Here is a 21,522-nt window from a genome sequence, read left to right as displayed (position 1 = left end):
GAGAAAAGGGGAATTCTACCGGCGCGGCCAGCGGCGCCGCGTTGCGGATTCATGGTCAGATTGGCTTACAGTGCCCGCCATTCAAGCGGTGGTAGCTATTAAATTATTAGTAGTTATGAGCTGCTGAACTACCCACAAACAGTCTCAGCATGATCGATGAACTGGCAAACTATCAGGGCTCAAATATCGATACCGTGCCAGAGAGGAGCGTTGGCACAGGTTTTCAACCATGACAAATCTCTTCTTAGAAAAACCCATCCTCAACTCCCCGTACGGCTATCCGTTGCAGCACTGGGAGCTGGACAAGAATGGGCAACCCACGCAGCAAGTCGTCGCCAGCCGACGGCGTGCTGAATTCATCACACCCATTCCCCAGCCCAAAAAACGCAAGGGCCAGGCCAGACAAGAGGCGCTTCTTTTCGACGAAGGCAAAGGCCTGTCAACACAGGCACAGCAATACGACCACCAGGCCGTCATCAATGCCGCGCGCGGAGAAGTCGACAAATGGCGCGCGCTGCCCGATCCGGCCAGCTGGCGCGTGACGCCGGAAACCGCTCGGCTGCTGCAGCACTGGCGCCACCACGCGTTCAGCGGTGTGCGCCCGTTCTTCTGCCAGATCGAGGCCGTGGAGACCGCCATCTGGCTGACGGAGGTGGCACCACAGCTTGGCAAGGCGGGCAAAACCTTCATCGACCATCTGGAGCGCGCCAATCAGGACGCCAACCCAGACCTTGCGCGGCTGGCGCTCAAGCTGGCCACCGGGGCCGGCAAGACCACGGTGATGGCCATGCTGATCGCCTGGCAAACCATCAATGCCGTCCGCAAACCCGCCAGCCGGCGCTTTACCCGCGGCTTTCTTGTCGTTGCCCCGGGGCTGACCATTCGTGATCGCCTGCGCGTCCTGCAGCCGAACGATCCCGACAGCTACTACGCCAGCCGCGAACTGGTGCCTGGCGACATGCTCGCCGACCTGGAGCGCGCCAAGATCGTCATCACCAACTACCACGCGTTCAAGCGGCGTGAGCGCGTGGAACTGTCCAAAGGCGGCCGCGCCTTGCTGCAAGGACGCGGCGGCGAAGAACTCGACACCCTGGAAACCGAAGGCCAGATGCTCCAGCGGGTCATGCCCGACCTCATGGGCTTGAAAGACGTGCTGGTCATCAACGACGAGGCACACCACTGCTACCGTGAAAAACCGGATGCCCCGGAAGACGACGACCTGAAAGGCGACGAGAAGAAAGAAGCCGAAGAAAACAACGCCGCGGCCCGGCTGTGGATCTCCGGCCTCGAAGCCGTTCAGCGCAAGCTGGGCGTGTCCCGCGTGTTCGACCTGTCAGCCACGCCCTTCTTCCTGCGCGGCTCAGGCTATGCCGAAGGCACCTTGTTCCCTTGGACCCTGAGCGACTTCTCGCTGATGGATGCCATCGAATGCGGCATCGTCAAGCTTCCACGCGTGCCGGTGGCAGACAACATCCCCGGCGCCGAGATGCCGATGTTCCGCAATCTGTGGGAACACATTCGCGCCAAGATGCCCAAGAAAGGCCGTGGCAAGGCCGAAGGGCTGAACCCTTTGGCGCTGCCCACGCAATTGCAGACCGCGCTGGAAGCCCTGTACGGCCACTATGAAAAGACCTTCGCGCTGTGGCAAAAGGAACAGCTCGCGGTGCCGCCTTGCTTCATCGTGGTGTGCAACAACACCGCCACCTCGAAGCTCGTGTACGACTACATCTCGGGCTTCACACGGGCGGACGGCGCCCATGAAGCCGGTCGCCTGCCCTTGTTTCGCAACCAGGACGACTACGGCAACGCCCTGGGCCGGCCACGCACGCTGCTGATCGACAGCGAACAACTTGAATCGGGCGAGGCACTCGACGACAGCTTCCGCGGCATGGCCGCCGACGAAATCGACCGCTTCCGCCGCGAAATCGTCGAGCGAACCGGAGACGCCCAAGCCGGCCAGAAAATCACCGATCAGGATTTGCTGCGCGAAGTGATGAATACCGTGGGCAAACCCGGCCGGCTGGGCGACTCCATCCGCTGCGTGGTCTCGGTCTCCATGCTGACCGAGGGATGGGACACCAACACCGTGACCCACGTGCTCGGCGTGCGCGCCTTTGGCACCCAGTTGCTTTGCGAACAGGTGATCGGCCGCGCATTGCGCCGCCAGTCCTATGAACTCAATGCCGAGGGCCTGTTCAACGTCGAATACGCCGACGTGCTGGGTATTCCCTTCGACTTCAACGCAGAGCCTGTGGTCGCGCCGCCGCAAAAGCCACGCGAGACCATCCAGGTCAAGGCGCTGCGCGAACGCGAGGCGCTGGAGATTCGCTTTCCGCGGGTGCAAGGCTACCGCGTGGAACTGCCCGAAGAACAGTTGCGGGCCGAGTTCACCGACGACTCTCGCATGGAGCTCACGCCTGCGCTGGTGGGCGCCACCGAAACACGCAACTCCGGCATCATCGGTGCGCAGGTGGACTTGAACCTCGTGCACACGGGCGACGTGCGCCCATCGCAGGTGGTGTACGAGCTGACCTCCCATCTGCTGCAGACTCATTTTCGAGATGCCGATGGACAGCTCCAGTTGCACCTGTTCGGCCAGCTCAAACGCATTGCCCGCCAGTGGCTGGAAGGCTACCTGGAATGCAAGGGCGGCACCTACCCCGCGCAACTCAAGTACAAAACGCTGGCTGAAGACGCCTGCGGCCGCATCAATGCAGGCATCACCCGCGCCTTTCTCGGCCAACGTCCCATCCAGGCCGTGCTCGACCCCTACAACCCAGTGGGCAGCACCCGGCATGTGAGCTTCAACACCTCCAAGACCGACCGCTGGAACACCAGTGGCCTGGCGCACGATGGCCCGCGCTGCCACATCAACTGGGTCATCCTCGACAGCGACTGGGAAGCCGAGTTCTGCCGCGTGGCCGAGTCGCACCCGCGCGTGCGCGCCTACGTGAAGAACCACAACCTGGGCCTGGAAGTGCCCTACAACAAAGATGGCCAACCGCACCGCTACCGCCCCGACTTCATCGTGCGCGTGGACGACGGTCATGGCGAGGATGACCTGCTGAACCTCGTGGTCGAGATCAAGGGCTACCGCGGCGAAGACGCCAAGATCAAGAAGGAAACCATGCTCACCCACTGGGTGCCAGGCGTGAACCGGCTCGGCACCCATGGCCGCTGGGCCTTTGCCGAATTCACGGACGTGTGGCAGATGCAGGATGACTTTGCGCGGAAGGTGCAGGAGGCGTTCGACGCCATGATCGAGCAGCACAACCGAAGGGAGAACACGTGAAAACCGGACTCGTCCACGCGCTGACCAACACCTTCGAGGGACATGCCCAACAGACCGATGGCGGCGTCGAATATTGGCTGGCCAGAGACCTGCAGCACCTGCTGGGCTATGCCGAGTGGCGCAACTTTGGCACCGCCATTTCCAAGGCCAAAGTGGCCTGCGAGGTGTCTGGCCATGCCGTCTCGGACCATTTTGTTGACGTCAACAAAATGGTCGACCTGGGCTCCGGCAGCAAGCGGAAGGTGGACTATCCGATGCTCAGGCACTACCCGGCCACACTGTATTGAAAGGGCACCCCATGCAAATCGAATCCATCGCCATCAAGAACTACCGACTGTTCCGCGACGCGAAGCTGGAAAACATTCCGCGCCTGTGCGTGCTGGTGGGTGCCAACGGCACCGGCAAGTCCACCCTGTTCGACGTGTTCTCCTTTCTCAAGGACGCCCTGTCGATGAACGTGGCCAAGGCGTTGGCCAAGCGAGGAGGCTACCGCGAGGTGGCGAGCCGCGGTTTCGCGAATGAACCCATTGAGATCACGCTGCAGTTTCGACTGGAGATCACCGGATATGACCGGCTCGTGACTTACGCGCTGAAGATCAAGCCCGACAAGAAAAGCGGGCGCCCTGTCGTAGAGCGCGAGATCCTGCGCTACAAGCGTGGCGCCTATGGCGCGCCGTTTCGCTTCTTGGATTTCTCCTCCGGCAAGGGCTACGCCATCACCAACGAGGAAGACTTTTCCAAGCCCGACGAAGACCTGACCCGTGAGGAACAGGAACTGGACGCCCCGGACATCCTCGCCATCAAGGGCCTGGGCCAGTTCGAGCGCTTCAAGGCGGCCAGCGCCTTCCGGCTGATGATCGAGAACTGGCATATCTCCGACTTCCACGTCTCCGAGGCCCGTCCCAGCCAGGAAGACGGCTTTGCCGAGCACCTCTCCACCCGGGGCGACAACCTGCCGCTGGTGGCCAACTATCTGTTCGAGCATCACCGCGACCGATTCGACCGCGTGCTGCATGCCATGCAACGCCGCGTGCCGGGCGTATCGGTGGTCGAGCCCAAACAAACGGAAGACGGCCGCCTCGTTCTGCGCTTCCAGGATGGCAGCTTCAAAGATCCGTTCATTGCCCGCCATGTGTCGGATGGCACCATCAAGATGTTTGCCTACCTCGTGCTGCTCAACGACCCCAAGCCCTATCCGTTGCTGGCCGTCGAGGAGCCCGAGAACCAGCTCTACCCCGAACTCCTGCCCGAACTGGCCGAGGAGTTCCGCGACTACGCCGAGCGCGGGGGGCAGGTCTTCATCTCCACGCACTCGCCAGATTTCCTCAATGCGCTGACCCTCGACGAGATCTACTGCCTGCGCAAGGATCAAGGGTTCACAACCATCTCCCGCGCCAGCAGTTCCGAGAACCTGCGCGCCCTGTTCGATGCCGGTGACCTTCCCGGCTATCTGTGGAAGCAGGGTTTGTTCGAGGGCCTCAACAAGGATGTGAGCTGATGCAGGGTCGCATCATCTTTCTGCTTGAAGAGCCCTCCATGCGGGTGTTGCTCGATGACTGGCTGCCACGCCTGTTCCCCGGCTGGGTGGATGGCCAGCACTTCCAGTGTGTGCCCCACGAAGGCAAGAGCGATCTGGACCGCAGCATCCCTCGCAAGCTGGCCGCATGGCGCATTCCCGGCGACCGCTTCGTCATCGTGCGCGACAACGACAACGCCCACTGCATCGACCTCAAAGCCAAGTTGCAAGCCTTGTGCGCACAAAGCGGCCGCCCTGAAACCCTGATACGCCTGGTCTGCCAGGAACTCGAAAGCTGGTATCTCGGCGACCTCGCCGCGCTGGCCGCAGCTTTTGACCAGCCCAAGGCGGATACCCCGGCACATCGCAAGCGCTTCGCCCATCCAGACGATTGGCAAAAGCCCTCCGTGGAAGTCAAACGGCTCGTGCCCGCCTTCCAGAAAAACAGCGGCGCACGCACCATGGCCCAACACCTGAATTCAGGGAACAACCACTCGAAAAGCCTACAGGTATTCGTTGCAGGCGTGCGCCACATGGCTGCCGGCATGGGCTATCAAGAAAGCTTGAACTGACCGACCCATGGCCACAAGACAACCCAAAGCCCCCCTCGTCGTCGACACCCTTAAACACGAGGGTGCCACGCGCAAGAACATCCCCACGGCCGAATACCAGTCGGTGATGGCCCGGGACGAGCAAAGCCCCAAGCCCGTGGCCTACCCGCGCGCCAACACGCAGTGGCTCAATGAACTCGCGGCGTTGCACGACTTGGGCGAAGCGTCGGAACTGCTCCAGCGCGCGGGCCGCCTGAACCGCGACCTGGACCCCAACTGCTGTGGCGCGGCAAGGACCAGCAGGACTGGAGCGACCTCGTCGTCAACGCCCCGCCGCTCTACATCCAGGAGAAGGTGCACCCCAAGGTGCTGATCGACGACCTGCGCCGGGAAACGGAGCGCCAGCACGAAGCCAGGGAACGCGGCAACGGCCGGCTCATCGACCAGGTGGACCTGTTCGCCGACTTCAACGGCCTGCCCAGCGACAACGCGCGCACCGAGTTCTACCAGCACGACGGCCACTGGGCCAACCGCATGATCCTGGGCGACAGCCTGCACGTGATGGCCTCATTGGCCGAGCGCGAGGGCCTGCGTGGCAAGGTGCAGTGCATCTACTTCGACCCGCCCTACGGCATCAAATTCAACAGCAACTTCCAATGGTCAACCACCAGCCGCGACGTGAAGGACGGCAACGCCCAGCACATCACGCGCGAGCCGGAGCAGGTGAAGGCGTTCCGCGATACCTGGCGCGATGGCATCCATTCGTACCTGACCTATCTCCGGGATCGGCTGACGGTGGCGCGCGATCTGTTGACGGAGTCGGGGTCGATCTTTGTGCAGATCGGGGATGAGAACGTGCACCGGGTGCGAGCGGTGATGGATGAGGTGTTTGGGGAGGCGGCCTCAAATCCGAAGTGCAACACCCCCTGCTGTAAGGTGTTCACATGCCATCCGCCTCCCGATACGAACAACTCCAACCCGAAGACCGCATGACGATCGCGAGCATGCGCCAGCAAGGGCAAAGCGTGCGCGCGATGGCCCGCACGCTGGGGCGATCGCCATCGACGATCAGCCGCGAGCTGGCGCGCAACACGGGCGCTGACGCGGCCTACGGCTCGCACCGCGCACAGCTGTCCTGCCAGGCGCGCCGGCGTGCTGCCCGCCCTCTTGCCAAACTGTCTTCTGACAGCCTGTCCTGGAGCCTGGTGATGACCCTGTTGGACTGGAAGTGGTCGCCCCAGCAGATTGCCGCTACCCTCAAGCGCACCTTTCCCAACGAGGCCGCGCCCACGTGTCCCACGAAACCATCTACACCGCCATCTACGCCCAGCCTCGGGGCGAACTGCGCCGCCAGCTCATCGCCTGCCTGCGCCAGGGCCGTGGCACACGGTTGCCGCGCAGCCGTGGCACCGACCGGCGTGGCCAGATCCCCGAGATGGTCAGCATCCACGTGCGCCCACCCGAGATCGAGGATCGCGTGATGCCCGGCCACTGGGAAGGCGACTTCATCAAAGGGGCGGGCAACAAGTCCTCCGTGGGCGTGCTGGTGGAGCGCTCCAGCCGCCTGGTGCTGCTGGCCAAGATGGACGATGCCACGGCCAGCTCGGCGCTGGCCGGTTTCACGGCCAAGCTCAACGCGATTGCCGATCCGATGCGCAAGAGCTTCACCTACGACCAGGGCAAGGAGATGAGCTACCACCGGCAACTGGCCGCCGCCACGGGCGTGCAGGTCTACTTCTGCGACCCCCACAGCCCCTGGCAGCGCGGCACCTGCGAGAACACCAACGGGCTGCTGCGCCAGTACCTGCCCAAGGGCACTGACCTGAGCGTGCACAGCCAGGACGAACTGGACGCCATCGCCGACAGCTTGAACAGCAGACCTCGCGCAACCCATGGCTTCAACACCCCGCTGGCCGTCTTCTCACACCTGCTGGCCATGGCTCAGCAGGCTCCAGTTCTCGCTCAATAACCACGTGTTGCGCTTCGGTCTTGAAACCGCCGGATGAGAACTGTTGTAGCGAAATCGTTTTTCGCAAAACAACTGGCAAAGGAAGTGCGCTTCTAGACAGCAGCTACGACGTGCTGCTTTGGTACACGAAGGACAAGGCCAAGGTCAAATACCGCCCTCTCTTTGATGATCGAACTTATGTCGGCGATGACAACCTCCGTTTCTTTGAAGATGAAAGCTACGCGCCATTCACGATGAGTCCGGAGCAACTGGCGGGCTTCGCACCGTTGCCTACGGGGGCAAAGGTTTATCACCCCAACCCGATCACTAGCGCACGCTCAAGTGGGGAGAATGACGTGCGTCTATTCGAGTTCAAGGGACGGAAGTTCTCACCCGGAACACGAACGTTCAGCACGAACGAAATGGGACTTTCCCGGCTTCGAAATGCAGATCGCTTGCTAGCCATCGGCAACACGCTGCGGTTCAAGCGCTATCTCGATGATTTTCGGGTAATGACCCGGAACAATATTTGGGACAACACTCGACAGAGCGGCTTCAGCGATGCGAAGGTCTATGTCGTACAAACGCCGAGCATCGCAATACAGCAAGCGATCCTCATGACCACCGACCCTGGCGACCTCATCCTCGACCCCACCTGCGGTTCCGGCACCACCGCCTACGTCGCTGAGCAATGGGGCCGCCGCTGGATCACCATCGACACCTCGCGTGTGGCCTTGGCGCTGGCTCGCGCCCGCATCATGGGCGCGCGCTACCCCTACTACCTGCTGGCCGACAGCCGCGAAGGCCAGTTGAAGGAGGCCGAGGTCACGCGCAGCGCGCCCTCCAGCGCGCCGGTGCATGGCGACGTGCGCCAGGGCTTCGTCTACGAGCGCGTGCCGCACATCACGCTCAAATCCATCGCCAACAACGCCGAGATCGACGTGATCTGGGCGCAGCACCAGCAGGTGCTGGAGCCGCTGCGCGCGCAGATCAACGCGCTGCTGGGCACGGCCTGGCAGGAATGGGAATTGCCGCGCGCCCTGCCCGATGCGGGTGATGTGGGGGGTTGGAAAACCATCAAACTTGATAGCATCAACCCCTTGTCGGACAAGGGCCATAAGGCAAAAACGCTCATAAACCAGTGGTGGCAAGCGCGCATCGCACGGCAGAAGGAAATCGACGCCAGCATCGCCGCCAAGGCCGAGTTCGAATTTCTCTACGACAAACCCTTCTCTGACAAGAAGAAGGTGCGCGTGGCCGGCCCCTTCACCGTGGAAAGCCTGCTGCCCCACCGCGTGCTGGGCGTGGGCGCCGACGACGAGTTGATCGACCCCGCCAGCCCCAAGGCCATGGAGCGGCAGGCCCACTACAACGATGAACGCAACGCCGAGCGCAACTTCGTCCAGATCATCCTGGAAAATCTCAAGACGGCCGGTGTGCAGCAGGCGCACAAGCAAGACAAGATCACATTCACCTCGCTCACACCCTGGCCCGGCGAACTGGTCTGCGCCGAAGGCCGCTATGCGGAAGGCGATGCCGAAAAGCGCGCCGCCATCTTCATCGGCCCCGAGTTCGGCACCGTGGCCCGGCCCGACCTGGTGGCCGCCGCACGCGAGGCGGGCGACGCCGGCTTCGACGTGCTGATTGCCTGCGCCTTCAACTACGACGCGCATTCCAGCGAGTTCGACAAGCTCGGCCGCATCCCCGTGCTCAAGGCCCGCATGAACGCCGACCTGCACATGGCCGACGACCTGAAGAACACCGGCAAGGGCAACCTGTTCGTGATCTTCGGCGAGCCGGACATCGACATCCTGGATGCCGGCCCCGAGGGTGCCGATGGCCAGTTGCGCGTGAAAGTGAACGGCGTGGACGTGTTCCACCCCAACACCGGCGAGGTGCGCAGCGACGGCGCCGATGGCATCGCCTGCTGGTTCATCGACACCGACTACAACGAAGAGAGCTTCTTCGTCCGCCACGCCTACTTCCTGGGCGCGAACGACCCCTACAAATCCCTCAAGACCACGCTCAAGGCCGAGATGGACGCCGAAGCCTGGGCCTCGCTCAACAGCGACACCTCGCGCCCGTTCGAGAAGCCGAAGTCAGGGCGGATTGCGGTGAAGGTCATCAATCACCTGGGGGATGAGGTGATGAAGGTGTTCAGGGTGTCGTGAGGATGCTTTTCCACTCGCGCCGAGGAAATGCGCGGCGCACTGACGATGGACAGCGCAGGACGACCCACGGGTCTGGATCGAAGAAACCAAGAGCAGAAAGAGGAGACGAATGCCGAACTTCATTCACACGGCCGACTGGCAGATCGGGCGTCAATACAACCGATTTCCCCCGGACGACGCGGCGGCGCTGGCCGAGGCACGCTTCACGACGGTGGAACGCATTGCCCGGCTGGCGACCGAGCTTGCCGTCGATGCCGTGCTGGTCGCGGGCGATGTGTTCGACGCGCAGACGGTGAGCGATCGCAGCATTCGGCGCCTGTTCAACAGTCTGGAGGGCTTTGCCGGCCCATGGGTTCTGTTGCCTGGCAATCACGACGCGGCCCTGGCGGAAAGCGCGTGGAGCCGGGCGCAACGTCTGGGCGCCGTGCCGCGAAACGTGCATCTGGCACTGACGCCGCAGGTGTTGACGCTCGAGGCTCATGGCCTGGCAGTGCTGCCCGCGCCGCTGATGCAGCGCCACACGCACGATGACCTCTCTGCCTGGTTCGATGCGGCCGACACGCCACCCGGCCTGCTGCGCGTGGGCCTGGCCCATGGCAGCGTGCAGGGCATCCTGCCCGAAGACATTGATTCGCCCAACCCCATTGCGGCCGATCGCGCGGCGCGGGCCCGGCTGGACTATCTGGCCCTTGGCGACTGGCACGGCTGCAAGCAGGTGAATGCGCGCACCTGGTACAGCGGCACGCCGGAGCAGGAGCGCTTCAAGGACAACGGGGCTGGCCAGGTATTGCAGGTGGTGATCGACGCGCCCGGCGCCGCGCCGCGCGTCACGCCGCATGCGGTGGGGCAGCACATCTGGCAGCAGTGGCACGAGCGCATCGAGGTGGCGTCTGATCTGGACGGCTTGCTCCAGCGCCTGGATGCTGCACCCGCCAAGGCGGTATTGGATATTCGGCTTGCTGGCCTGTTGGACTTGGCCGGTCGGGAGCGGTTGCAACGGGCGTTGTCAGTGGCCGAGGCGCGGCATCGCAGCGTGCAGTGCGACGAATCCGGGTTGCGCCTACAACCCACCGACGAGGACATTGCATCGCTGCGGGTGGACGGCTATCTGGGCGCGGTGGTGGCTGCCCTGCGGGATCGTCAGCAAGGCGAAGAAGGTGAACCAGCCCGCGATGCACTGGGCATTCTGGCGACGCTGCTGCGCCAGCGTCAGGCGCAGGAGCAGACCGGGGAGGCCGCCGCATGAAGCTGCAGCATCTGCGTATTGAACAAGTGCGCCAGTTCCGCCAGCCCGTGGTGATCGACGGCCTGGCGCCTGGAATCAACCTTTTCAGCGGCCCGAACGAATCGGGCAAGAGCACGCTGGTGCGGGCCATTCGGGCGGCATTTTTCGAGCGGCATCGCTCCAGCAGCGTCGATGACCTGCAGCCTTGGGGCGATTCTTCCGCCGCGCCCGTCGTGTCGCTGACTTTTGACAGTCAGGGGCGGCGCTGGCAGTTGCACAAGAGCTTTCTCAAGCACAAGCGTTGCGATCTGCAGGTGGACGGCACCGCGTTCAACGGCGACGAGGCCGAAGAAAAGTTGGCCGAACTGCTCGGCTTTCAGTTTCCGGGCCGTGGTGGCAGCAAGCCCGAGCATTGGGGCATTCCGGGGCTGTTGTGGATCGAGCAGGGCGATGGGCAGAACGTGCGCACTGCGGTGGAGCATGCGGGACAGCACCTCAAGTCTGCGCTGGGTGGATCGCTGGGCGAGATCGCCAGCGGCGCCGGGGACGAGGTGACGATCGAAGTCGAGCGTCAGCGATCTGCATTGCTGACCGACACCAGTCGGCCGAAGGGCGAGTACGCCAGGGTCATCGAGCAGGACGGGGCGCTGGCCGATGAGATCGCGGCCTTGGATGACAAGATCGCCCGGTATCAACAGCAGGTGGATCGCCTCGGCGAGCTGCGCCGCCAGCAGGCATTGGACGAAAGCGAACGGCCCTGGGAGCAGTACAGACAGCAGGCCGAAGAAAACGCAGGCAAGCTGGCCGAGGTGGATGCCTGGGGTGCACAGCGCGAGCGTGAGGAGCAAGCGCTCAGGAGCTGCCGGGCGCAGTTGGACCTGGTGCGCGACCAGTTGGCCCGTCGGCAGGCTCAGGCGGACGATCTGCAAGAGCGCACGCGGCTGAACGAAAGCGCGCGCATGCGGCTGACCGAACTGCAGGCCGGGCAGCCCGCGGTTCAGGCCCGATGGGAGGTTTCGCAAGCAGCCTATGCACAGGCGCGAGAAAGCCTGCAGCAGGCACAACGGCACGAGCTGCGCCAGAGCCTGGAGCGCGAGCATCGTCAGCTTGCGGCGCAGTCGATCGGCGATCAATTCAACAGCGCCCGGCAGGTTCAGGATGAATTGAACACCCTGCGTACTCAGCGGCAAACGCAGCCCATCGAAGCCAAGGCGCTGAAGCGACTGAAAAATCAGCAGGCGGAGTTGGATGCGTTGCGCATACGGCGAGAGGCCATCGCCACGCGCCTGCATTTCGATGTGCTGCCCGGTCAGGCGTTGCGACTCGATGGCCAGAGCCTGAGCGGCCGGGGCGAGCGGCTGTTGCTGTCGGTGGCCGATATGGAAATTGAAGGTGTCGGGCGGCTGCGCATCCAGCCCGGCGGGGAGGATGTGGCCGAGCTGGCACGCCAGCAGCAGCGCGCCGAAGATGCGCTGGCTGCCGGCTTGCGTGCGCTGTCGGTCGCCACCGTGGTGGAGGCTGAACAGCGCGCGCAGCGCCTTCACGACCTGGGCAAGGAGATCGAAGGCAAGGAGGCCATGCTGGCCACCTTGGCGCCAAAAGGACTCGACGCGCTGCAATCGGACCAGCAGAGCACTGCGGCACGAATCGAGGAGATCGCGCAGCAACTGCGAGACCTGCCGGCCGCGCACGGGCATGTGACAACCCTCAAGACCGCCGAGGCTCGGCTCACCACCGCGCAGCAGCAATTGAGCGAGATGGAAAAGGGGGCGGGCGACGCTCGGCAGACGTTGGCCCTGGCCGAGCGTGATGCCGACACGGCCGCGCGGGAACTGGCGCGGCTGAACGATGAGCTTCAGTCTCCCGAACGCCAACAAAAGGTCCAGCAAGCTCAGCAGCAACTCACCGACCTGCGCGTGGACGAGGAACGCTGCGCCGCTTCGATCACGGCGCTCGGACACCGGATCGATGCCGCCCGGCCGGACATCCTGCGCCAGGACGTGCAGCGGCTGTCCGGCACGGCGCAGGAGCTGGAGAAAGCGGCATCGCAGCGCAAGCTCGAACTCACCGGCCTGGCTGCGGGCGTGCAGGCCCAGGGCGCGCTGGGGCTGGAGGAGCAGCGAGCAGAGCGTGCGCGCGAGCATGAAGGTGTGCGGCGACGGCGCAGCGAGCTGTCGCGTCGCGCGGGCGCGCTCGACCTGTTGCTCGGCCTGCTGCATGCGCAGCGGCAGGCGCTCATGCGGCAGTTGCAGGCACCGTTGCAAAAGCACCTGGATCGGTATGTGCAGCTGCTTTTCGCGCAGGCGCGCTTGTCGGTGGACGAGAACCTGTCGCCCGACAAGTTGTCACGTCGCTCGGGGTCGCAACACGAGGAGGTGGGTGACTTCGAGGCCTTCAGCTTCGGCGCGCGCGAACAGATGGGGCTGATCAGTCGTCTGGCCTACGCCGATCTGCTCAAGGAGGCCGGTCGCCCAACGCTCATCATCCTCGACGATGCACTGGTGCATAGCGACGCGCAGCGCCTGGAGCAGATGAAGCGCATCTTGTTCGACGCCGGGCAACGGCACCAGATTCTCTTGTTCACCTGCCATCCCGGCAATTGGCGCGACCTGGGCGTGGCGCCACGCGAACTGGCGGCGTTGCGGGCATCGTCATGAGCTTCGTTCCCGAGCTTGACGTTGGGAGTCCATGACATGGATTTCAGAATCGCCGACACCTTCACCGACAGCCTGGCCCGCCTGACCGGCGAGGAGCAGAAGCTGGTCAAGACCACCGCCTTCGATCTGCAGGTGAACCCGGTCAACCCCGGCATGCAGCTGCACCGCATCGAGCAGTCGAAAGACAAGCATTTCTGGTCGGCCCGCGTGGGCCGCGATCTGCGCTTGATCGTGCACCGCACCGATGCGAGCTTTCTGCTGTGCTACGTGGCGCATCACGACCCGGCCTACCGCTGGGCCGAGCGCCGCAAGCTGGAGGTGCATCCCAAGACGGGCGCGGCGCAGTGGGTGGAGATTCGCGAGCGCATCGAGGAGATCGTGGCCCCGTCGCGGCATTTGCCGGCAGCGACGGTAGCGGGTTCAGTACCGCCCGCAAAAAACGCCTTGTTTGCCGACCGTTCCGACAGCGAATTGCTGGCCTATGGCGTGCCGGCCGACTGGTTGGCCGATGTGCGCGCCATTGCCGACGACGATGAACTGCTGTCTCTGGCGGATCATCTTCCCTCCGAAGCTGCGGAAGCCCTGCTTGAACTGGCCACGGGTGGGCGGCCTGCGTTCGCCGTGGCGGCCCCGGCAGGCGCCGACCCGTTCGCCCACCCGGATGCGCAACGGCGCTTCCGCGTCATGCACGACGTGGACGAGTTGGCGCGTGCGCTCGATTTTCCTTGGGACAAGTGGACGATCTTCCTGCACCCCGCCCAGCGGCAGTGGGTGGAGCGCAACTACAACGGCCCGACCCGCATCGCCGGCTCGGCCGGCACGGGCAAGACCATCCTGGCGCTGCACCGGGCGGTGTTCCTGGCCCAAAGCGAGCCGGACAGCCGGGTGTTGCTGACCACCTTCTCCGACACGCTGGCCTACGCGCTGCACGACAAGCTGCGGCGCCTGATCGGCCATCAGACCCGGCTGGCAGAACGACTGGAGGTGTTGTCGCTGAACGCGATCGGCCTGCGTCTGTACCAAGCGCAGGTGGGGCCGGCGCGCGTGGCGTCTGACGCGGAACTGCGTGAGCTCATGCAGGCCGCATGGGACGAATGTGTGCCCGGCCTGGGTGGGTTGAAATTCAGCCCGTCGTTCGTGTTCAGCGAGTGGGAAGAGATGGTCGATGCCTGGCAGCTCGACCAGTGGGAGGCGTACCGGGACATCAAACGCCTGGGCCGCAAGACCCGATTGGCCGAGGCGCAACGCGCGGCCTTGTGGCAGGTGTTCGAGACCCTGCAGCGCAAGCTGGCGAGCCGGGGCCTGATCACCTGGGCCGGACTGTTCACGCAGCTTGCATCCGTGCAGTCCCGGCGCGTGGCGGCTCAGCAGGCCCCCGTCTTCGATCACGTGGTGGTGGACGAAGCGCAGGACTTGAGCGTGCCCCAACTGCGATTCTTGTCGGCGCTGGCTGGCCATGCGCCCAACGGATTGTTCTTTGCAGGCGATCTGGGGCAACGCATTTTTCAGCAGCCGTTTTCCTGGAAATCGCTGGGTGTGGATGTTCGGGGACGGTCGCGTACCTTGCACATCAACTACCGGACTTCGCATCAGATCCGTGTGCAGGCGGATCGCCTGCTGGGGCCGGAGGTGTCGGATGTGGATGGCAATACCGAAGACCGCCGTGGCACCGTGTCGGTGTTCAATGGCCCGAGCCCGCTCGTGCGCCTGTTTGACGACGAGGATCAGGAAGTGCAGGCGATCGCGGACTGGTTGCGCGCGCGTGCCGCAGACGGCCTGCCCGCGCGCGACCTGGCGGTCTTCGTGCGCTCCGATGCGCAGATGGGGCGTGCGCAGGCCGCCGCCGAACTCGCCGGCATGGCGCACACCGTGCTGGATGGCCGGCTGGCTGCGATCACCGCGATGCCTGGCACGGCCCCGGATGCGCTGAACATCTGCACCATGCACCTGGCGAAAGGGCTGGAATTCAGAGCCGTCGCGGTGATGGCCTGTGACGATGAAGTGCTGCCGCTGCAAGAACGCACCGAATCCGTGGCGGATAAGGCGGACCTGGAAGAGGTCTACAACTCCGAGCGGCACCTGCTGTACGTGGCATGCACCCGCGCCCGTGATTGGCTTTTTGTCACGGGTGTCGAGCCAGGATCGGAATTTTTGCAAGACTTACAGGACTTGGGGTAACCCTTTGACCAACTGCCCCCATTCGAGCATGCCGTCATTTGCCCCGACATCCCGTGACGCAAGTCACGAGAGACGTACAAGCCCGTAGGCCTGACAGGCCAGGGCACTCAAAACTTCCAGTCGCCCGCCACCGCGTCGCCCACGCGCAGGGTCTGGCCGACGCCGGCCAGGATGATGGCGTTCATGCAGAAGGTGAGCGCGCCGTCCAGGCGCGGGTCGGCGCGGTAGGCGCTCAGCGTCTCCAGCACCTCGGGGCTGCTGGCGGCGCTGGCCGGGTCGATGTTGGGGATGGGGCAGCGCGTGCAGGGCTTGACGGGCCTCAAGCGCACCTCGCCGCCGGCGGCGGCCACGCGCAGCTCGGCCAGCCGGTCCTCGTCGTGCGCCTCGACGCCGGCCAGTACCAGGTTGGGCCGGAAGCGCTCGATGCCGACCGGCGCGTGGCCGCCGGCCCGCAGGCGCGCGTTCAGGCCGTCCAGCGAGGCCTCGCTGGCCACCAGCAGCGGAAAGCCGTCGGCGAACTGGTTCGGGGCTTCCACGCCATCGGTCCACGCCAGGCTGGACAGGCGCCGCACCTCGGGGTCGAAGCGCACCAGCCGCAGGCCCGGTGCGCCCAGGAAGTCGCTGAACCACTGCGCGGCGACGTCGCCCATGTCCCAGGCATCGACCTCGTCCTGCCAGACGCGCACGCGGGCGGGGCCGGCCACCTCGTTGACGCCCAGGTGCAGCGCCAGCATGCCGGGCGCGCGCAGCACCACCTCGAACACCTTGACCTGCGGCCTGACCAGTGCCATGCGCGGCCACTGGCGCTGGGTCACGAACTGGCCGCGCCCGTCCACCACCATCCAGGCGCGGTCCAGGTCCAGGCCGGTCGCGGCCAGCGGCGCCTCGCGCACCTCGACACCGGCGCAGGACTTGACGGGGTAGACGAACAGGCGCGCCAGGGTGGCGCGCACATCGGGCTCGGCAGCGGGCATGGCGCAATGGGACGGTGGGAGGGCGCCATATTGTCGGCTTTCATCACCGGGCCGCCGCGCGCGACGGGGGAGCGAGGGGCCCCGAGCCGGCGCCGGGCCGCCCCAAGGCGGCGAGAGCCCCCTCGGGGGGCAGCGCACCACGCGCAGCGGGGAAGCGTCGGGGCCCCTTTTACAATGCCCGCATGGCCGCCCCCCACGACATCTGCATCCGCGGCGCCGGCATCGTCGGACGCTCGCTGGCGCTGCTGCTGGCGCGCGAGCGGCTGCGCGTGGCGCTGGTGGCGCCACCCTCCCATCCCGATGCCCGCGCCGACGTGCGCGCCTACGCGCTCAGCCCGGCCGCGCGCGCGCTGCTGCAAAGCCTGCGCTGCTGGCCGCCCGAGCCGGCCGCCACGCCGGTATTGGCCATGGAGGTGCAGGCCGACCAGCACGGCGCGGTGCATTTCAGCGCCGCCGAGCAGGGCGTGCCAGCGCTGAACTGGATCGTGGACGTGCCCACGCTCGAGCGCCAACTGGCCGAGGCGGTGGGCTACCACAGCGGCATCGACACGGTGGTCGCGCCCGTGCCCGCCCCCCTCACCGTGGTGTGCGAGGGCCGCGCCAGCGCCACGCGCGCCGAGCTGGGCGTGGACTTCGACACCACCCGCTACCCGCAGCACGCCCTCGCCACGCGCCTGGACTGCGAGCGGCCGCACGGGCAGGTCGCGCGCCAGTGGTTCACGCCCGAGGGCGACATCCTGGCCTTCCTGCCCCTGGGCGGGCCGCAGGGCCGCCAGGTGGCGGTGGTGTGGTCGGTGCGCAGCGAAGCCGCGCCGGCGCTGGCCGCGCTGGACGACGCCGCCCTGGCCGCCCGCCTGGCCGCGCTGAGCGGCGGCGCCCTGGGCGCGCTGCAGGTGCAAGGCGCGCGCGCCGCCTGGCCGCTGTTGCTGGCGCGCGCCGCGCGCTGGGTCGGCCCGATGCCGGGCCGGCCGGGCGCCAGCTTCGCGCTGGCGGGCGACGCCGCCCACGCCCTGCATCCGCTGGCCGGCCAGGGCCTGAACGTGGGCCTGGGCGACGCCGCCGAGCTGGCGCGCGTGCTGGCCGCGCGCGAGAACTGGCGCTCGCCGGCCGACCTGAAGCTGCTGCGCCGCTACGAGCGCGCGCGCCAGGGCGACTGGCTGCGCATGAGCCTGGCCACCGACGGCCTGCAGCAGCTCTTCGGCCGTCCCGGACCGATGGCCGCCGCGCTGCGCAACTGGGGCATGACGCTGTTCGACCGCAGCGGCCCGCTCAAGTCGCGCATCGCCCGGCTGGCCATGGGAACCGCCTGAGCACGGCGCGGCTCACACTTTCACCGGCCTCCGGGCCTCAACCGATCCATACCGCATGAACACATCCCCATCCCTCCGCTGGAGCCTGGCCGCGCTGGCCCTGGCGCTGCCCCTGCTGGCCCCGGCACAGGACGCCGCCATCCGCAAGAACCTGGCCGAGCGCATGCCGGCGCTGACGCAGATCGACGAGATCAGCAAGACGCCCATGCCCGGCTTGTTCGAGGTGCGCATCGGCCACGAGATCCTCTACACCGACGCCGAGGGCAACTTCCTGCTCCAGGGCACGCTGCTGGACACGCGCGCGCGCAAGAACCTGACCGAGGAGCGCATGGAGAAGCTCACCGCCATCGACTTCAAGGACCTGCCGCTGAAGAACGCCTTCACCATCGTGCGCGGCAACGGCAAGCGCAGGCTGGCGGTGTTCGAGGACCCCAACTGCGGCTACTGCAAGCGTTTCGAGAAAGACCTGCAGAAGGTGGACAACGTCACCGTGCACTTCTTCCTGATCCCGATCCTGGGCGAGGACTCGGCCGTGAAGTCGCGCCAGATCTGGTGCAGCGCCGACAAGGGCAAGACCTGGACCGACTGGATGGTGCGCGACGTCACGCCCAAGGGCAAGGGCGACTGCAACACCGAGGCGCTGGACGCCAACCTGGAGTTCGCCCGCAAATACCGCATCACCGGCACGCCGACCCTGGTGTTCGCGGGCGGGCAGCGCGTGCCCGGCGCCATCAACGCGCCGCAGATCGAGCAGCTTCTCGCGAAAAACTGATGGCTGACACGGCGGCCGCCGTCCACTACCGCGTCGAGGCCGCCAGCCTGGCCGGCCACCGCTACGCGGTCGAGCTGCGCATCGCGCGCCCCGCGGCGGAGCAAACCGTGTCGCTGCCGGTGTGGATCCCCGGCAGCTACCTGGTGCGCGAGTTCGCGCGCCACCTCCACGGCCTGACGGCGCGCCAGGGCCGCGCGTCTCGCGCCGTGCGGCAGGTGGACAAGTGCACCTGGACCATCGACGCCGACCCGCGCCGCCCGCTGGTGCTGCGCTACGAGGTGCACGCCTTCGACCACTCGGTGCGCACCGCCTGGCTCGATGCGCGGCGCGGCTTCTTCAACGGCACCAGCCTGCTGCTGCGCGTGCACGGCCGCGAGGCCGGCGCGCAGGCCCTCACCGTGCGCCGGCCCCGGGGCGCGCCCGGCTGGCGGCTGGCCACCGCCATGACGGCCGTGCAGGTCGATGCCGACGGCTTCGGCGACTACGCCGCCGCCGACTACGACGAGCTGGTGGACCACCCCGTGGAGATGGGCGCGTTCTGGAGCGGCGAGTTCACCGCCGCCGGCGTGCCGCACCGCTTCGTCGTGGCCGGCGCGCCCGCCTCGTTCGACGGCGACCGGCTGCTGCGCGACGCGCAGAAGATCTGCGAGACCGCCATCCGCTTCTGGCACGGCGCCAAGGCGCCGCCGCAGGGGCACTACGTGTTCATGCTGAACGCCGTGGCCGACGGCTACGGCGGGCTGGAGCACCGCGCCAGCACCGCGCTGATCTGCACCCGCGCCGACCTGCCGCGCCTGGGCGCAGCCGCCAGCGCGGCGCGCCTGGGCGACGGCTACGTGACGCTGCTGGGCCTCATCAGCCACGAGTACTTCCACACCTGGAACGTCAAGCGCCTGCGGCCGGCCGAGTTCGCGCGCTACGACTACGCGCGCGAGAACTACACCGAGCTGCTGTGGTTCTTCGAGGGCTTCACCAGCTACTACGACGACCTGCTGCTGCGCCGCGCGGGGCTGATCGACGACGCCGCCTACCTGAAGCTGCTGAACAAGACCCTCAACCAGGTGCTGCAGGCGCCGGGCCGGCGGGCGCAGTCGGTGGCGCAGGCCAGCTTCGACGCCTGGGTGCGCTACTACCGCCCCGACGAGAACACCCCCAACAGCACCATCAGCTACTACAGCAAGGGCGCGCTGGTGGCGCTGTGCCTGGACCTGACCCTGCGCGGCGAGGGCCGCGCCACCCTGGACGACGTGATGCGCGCCCTGTGGCGCCGTTGCCAGGGCGGGCCGATGCGCGAGGACGACGTCGCCGCCGTGCTGGCCGAGCTGGGCGCGCGCCCCTTCGGTCGCGAACTGGCCGACTGGGTGCACGGCACCGGCGAGCTGCCGCTGGAACCGCTGCTGAAGGCGCACGGCGTGGACGTGGTGCAGGACCCGTCGCCCCTGGCGCAGGCGCTGGGCCTGCGCGTGGCCGAGGAGCGCGGCGTCACGATCAAGGTGGTGCTCGACGGCGGCCCCGCCGCCGAGGCCGGCCTGGCGGCGGGCGACGAGTGGCTGGGCATCGACGTGCCCGCCGCCGCGCCGCGCGGCCAGCCGGCGGCCTGGCGGCTGGCGCGGCTGGACGAGGTGCCCCTGTTCGCCGGCCCCGCGCGCCAGGTCACCGCGATCATCGCGCGCGACCAGCGCCTGCTGCGCCTGCCGCTCACCCTGCCCGGCCCCTGCACCACCTGGCGCCTGGCACTGCGCGACGACGCGGGCGCCGCACGCACGTGGCCGGGCCGCTGAGCCCCGCGCCCCTGTCCGCCCAGCGCGAGCGCCGGGCGCTGCTGCTGGCGCTGGCCCTGGTCGTGGCGCTGCACCTGCTGGCGCTGGCCGCGCTGTCGCGCCTGCTGCAGCCGCCCAGCCTGCTGGCGCCGGTGGCGCCGCCCTTCTACACCCGCACCATCGCGGCGCAGGCGACGCCGGCCGAGGCGCCCGCGCCGCCGCCGCGAGCGGCAAAATCCAAGCCAAATCGGTCTTCAGCCCGCATCCATCAAGCGCGAGCAGCTCCAAAAAAAAGAGCAAACCAATCCCCGGATGCCACTCCCGGCGCCGCGCCGCCGCCCGAGCCCGAAGCCGTCGCCAGCGCGCCCGCCGAGCCCGCGGAAGACGCTTCGGCCCCCCAGGTGGCCGAGGCGCCCGCCGCCGAGCCCGCGGCCCCCGCCGCCAGCGCCGCCCCGCCGGCCTTCCTGGACCGCTGGCCCGCCGACACGCGCCTGACCTACCGGCTGGGCGGCCACTACCGCGGCGAGCTGCACGGCGACGCCGAGGTGCTGTGGCAACGCGAGGGCACGCGCTACCAGGCCGTGGTGCGGCTGGACGTGGGCCTGCTGCTGTCCTCGCGCTTCACCAGCCAGGGCGAGATCACCGAGCAGGGCCTGCGGCCCGAGGTGTACGAGGAGCAGGTGCGCCAGCGCCGGCGCGGCGTGCGCCTGGGCGAGGACGTGCGGCTGCACAGCGGCGAGCGCGTGCCCCGCCCCGAGGCCGTGCAGGACGCGGCGAGCCAGTTCGTCGAACTGGGCCAGCGCTTCGCCACCGGCCAGGCGCGGCTGGAGCCCGGCGCGCAGGTCCGCGTGTGGCTGGCCCGCCCCGGCGGCGTGGACGAGTGGACCTACGACGTGGTGGGCGAGGAGACGCTGCACCTGCCGCGCCTGGGCGCCGTGCAGGCCCTGCACCTGAAGCCGCGCCCGCTGGCGCGCCCGCGCGGCCCCATCACGGCCGAGATCTGGTACGCCCCCGCGCTGCAGCACCTGCCGGTGCGCATCCGCATCACGCAAGGGGCGGACACCTTCATGGACCTGCTGGTGGAGACGATCGAGCAGCGTTGATGCTATTTTTTATATAGCTGACGACACAATATCCACACTGGCTGAAGGCCAAATTGACTTGAAAT

The 21,522-nt window shown here is 66.7% G+C and carries 12 protein-coding genes and 3 pseudogenes; 14 read left to right on the top strand and 1 reads right to left on the bottom strand.

The genetic code is table 11. The annotated features are described in order from the left end of the window. The first annotated feature begins 229 nt into the window (after window positions 1–229). The 10 genes and pseudogenes from IPG65_RS01445 to IPG65_RS01400 all read left to right on the top strand — a co-directional run bounded on the left by IPG65_RS01445 (window position 230) and on the right by IPG65_RS01400 (window position 15,538). Window positions 230–3,292: a BPTD_3080 family restriction endonuclease gene (locus tag IPG65_RS01445; RefSeq protein WP_293187531.1), complete on the top strand. Its 3,063-nt coding sequence runs from the start codon at window positions 230–232 to the stop codon at window positions 3,290–3,292. Beyond that, window positions 3,289–3,579 carry a hypothetical protein gene (locus IPG65_RS01440; RefSeq protein ID WP_293187530.1) on the top strand — a complete coding sequence of 97 codons (291 nt, stop codon included), beginning with the start codon at window positions 3,289–3,291 and terminating at the stop codon, window positions 3,577–3,579. The genes IPG65_RS01445 and IPG65_RS01440 overlap by 4 nt, the downstream gene beginning before the upstream one ends. A gap of 11 nt (window positions 3,580–3,590) precedes the next feature. Then, complete coding sequence (locus tag IPG65_RS01435; protein ID WP_293187529.1) at window positions 3,591–4,790, top strand: AAA family ATPase; 1,200 nt, start codon at window positions 3,591–3,593, stop codon at window positions 4,788–4,790. After that, window positions 4,790–5,380, top strand: coding sequence for a DUF4276 family protein (locus IPG65_RS01430; RefSeq protein ID WP_293187528.1), 591 nt, complete (start codon window positions 4,790–4,792; stop codon window positions 5,378–5,380). The genes IPG65_RS01435 and IPG65_RS01430 overlap by 1 nt, the downstream gene beginning before the upstream one ends. A 7-nt stretch (window positions 5,381–5,387) precedes the next feature. Next, a pseudogene (locus tag IPG65_RS01425) lies at window positions 5,388–6,256 on the top strand (DNA methyltransferase); the annotation flags it as partial. Between the two features lie 92 nt (window positions 6,257–6,348). Then, window positions 6,349–7,328, top strand: a pseudogene (locus tag IPG65_RS01420) (IS30 family transposase). 32 nt (window positions 7,329–7,360) lie between these two features. Then, window positions 7,361–9,478 (top strand): annotated as a pseudogene (locus tag IPG65_RS01415) (DNA methyltransferase); the annotation flags it as partial. Between the two features lie 109 nt (window positions 9,479–9,587). Next, a complete protein-coding gene (locus tag IPG65_RS01410; RefSeq protein ID WP_293187527.1) occupies window positions 9,588–10,724 on the top strand; it encodes a DNA repair exonuclease in 1,137 nt (378 codons plus the stop codon). Next, window positions 10,721–13,360 (top strand): AAA family ATPase, encoded by a 2,640-nt coding sequence (locus tag IPG65_RS01405; RefSeq protein WP_293187526.1) that lies wholly within the window; start codon window positions 10,721–10,723, stop codon window positions 13,358–13,360. The genes IPG65_RS01410 and IPG65_RS01405 overlap by 4 nt, the downstream gene beginning before the upstream one ends. A 36-nt stretch (window positions 13,361–13,396) precedes the next feature. After that, window positions 13,397–15,538 (top strand): UvrD-helicase domain-containing protein, encoded by a 2,142-nt coding sequence (locus tag IPG65_RS01400; protein WP_293187525.1) that lies wholly within the window; start codon window positions 13,397–13,399, stop codon window positions 15,536–15,538. Window positions 15,539–15,645: 107 nt separating this feature from the next. On the opposite strand, the gene IPG65_RS01395 is transcribed toward IPG65_RS01400, so the two are convergent. Continuing rightward, a complete protein-coding gene (locus IPG65_RS01395; protein ID WP_293187524.1) occupies window positions 15,646–16,512 on the bottom strand; it encodes an MOSC N-terminal beta barrel domain-containing protein in 867 nt (288 codons plus the stop codon). 182 nt (window positions 16,513–16,694) lie between these two features. On the opposite strand from IPG65_RS01395, the gene IPG65_RS01390 reads away from it, so the two are divergent. Genes IPG65_RS01390 through IPG65_RS01375 form a run of 4 tightly spaced genes read left to right on the top strand, consistent with a single transcriptional unit; the run spans window position 16,695 to window position 21,457 of the window. Further along, on the top strand, window positions 16,695–17,822 hold the full coding sequence (locus IPG65_RS01390) for an FAD-dependent monooxygenase (protein ID WP_293187523.1): 1,128 nt from the start codon (window positions 16,695–16,697) through the stop codon (window positions 17,820–17,822). Window positions 17,823–17,877: 55 nt separating this feature from the next. Next, the gene (locus IPG65_RS01385; protein ID WP_293187522.1) at window positions 17,878–18,594 is read left to right on the top strand and encodes a DsbC family protein; all 717 of its coding nucleotides are present in this window, start codon (window positions 17,878–17,880) and stop codon (window positions 18,592–18,594) included. Continuing rightward, window positions 18,594–20,375 (top strand): peptidase M61, encoded by a 1,782-nt coding sequence (locus tag IPG65_RS01380; RefSeq protein WP_293187521.1) that lies wholly within the window; start codon window positions 18,594–18,596, stop codon window positions 20,373–20,375. Before IPG65_RS01385 ends, IPG65_RS01380 begins: the two co-directional genes overlap by 1 nt. Beyond that, window positions 20,360–21,457: a DUF3108 domain-containing protein gene (locus tag IPG65_RS01375; protein WP_293187520.1), complete on the top strand. Its 1,098-nt coding sequence runs from the start codon at window positions 20,360–20,362 to the stop codon at window positions 21,455–21,457. Before IPG65_RS01380 ends, IPG65_RS01375 begins: the two co-directional genes overlap by 16 nt. The last annotated feature ends 65 nt before the right edge of the window (window positions 21,458–21,522 follow it).

Source organism: Ottowia sp. (assembly GCF_016703145.1).
Taxonomy (GTDB): domain Bacteria; phylum Pseudomonadota; class Gammaproteobacteria; order Burkholderiales; family Burkholderiaceae_C; genus Ottowia.
Note: the sequence above shows the minus strand (reverse complement) of the source record. Positions and strands in the feature narration are given on the sequence as shown.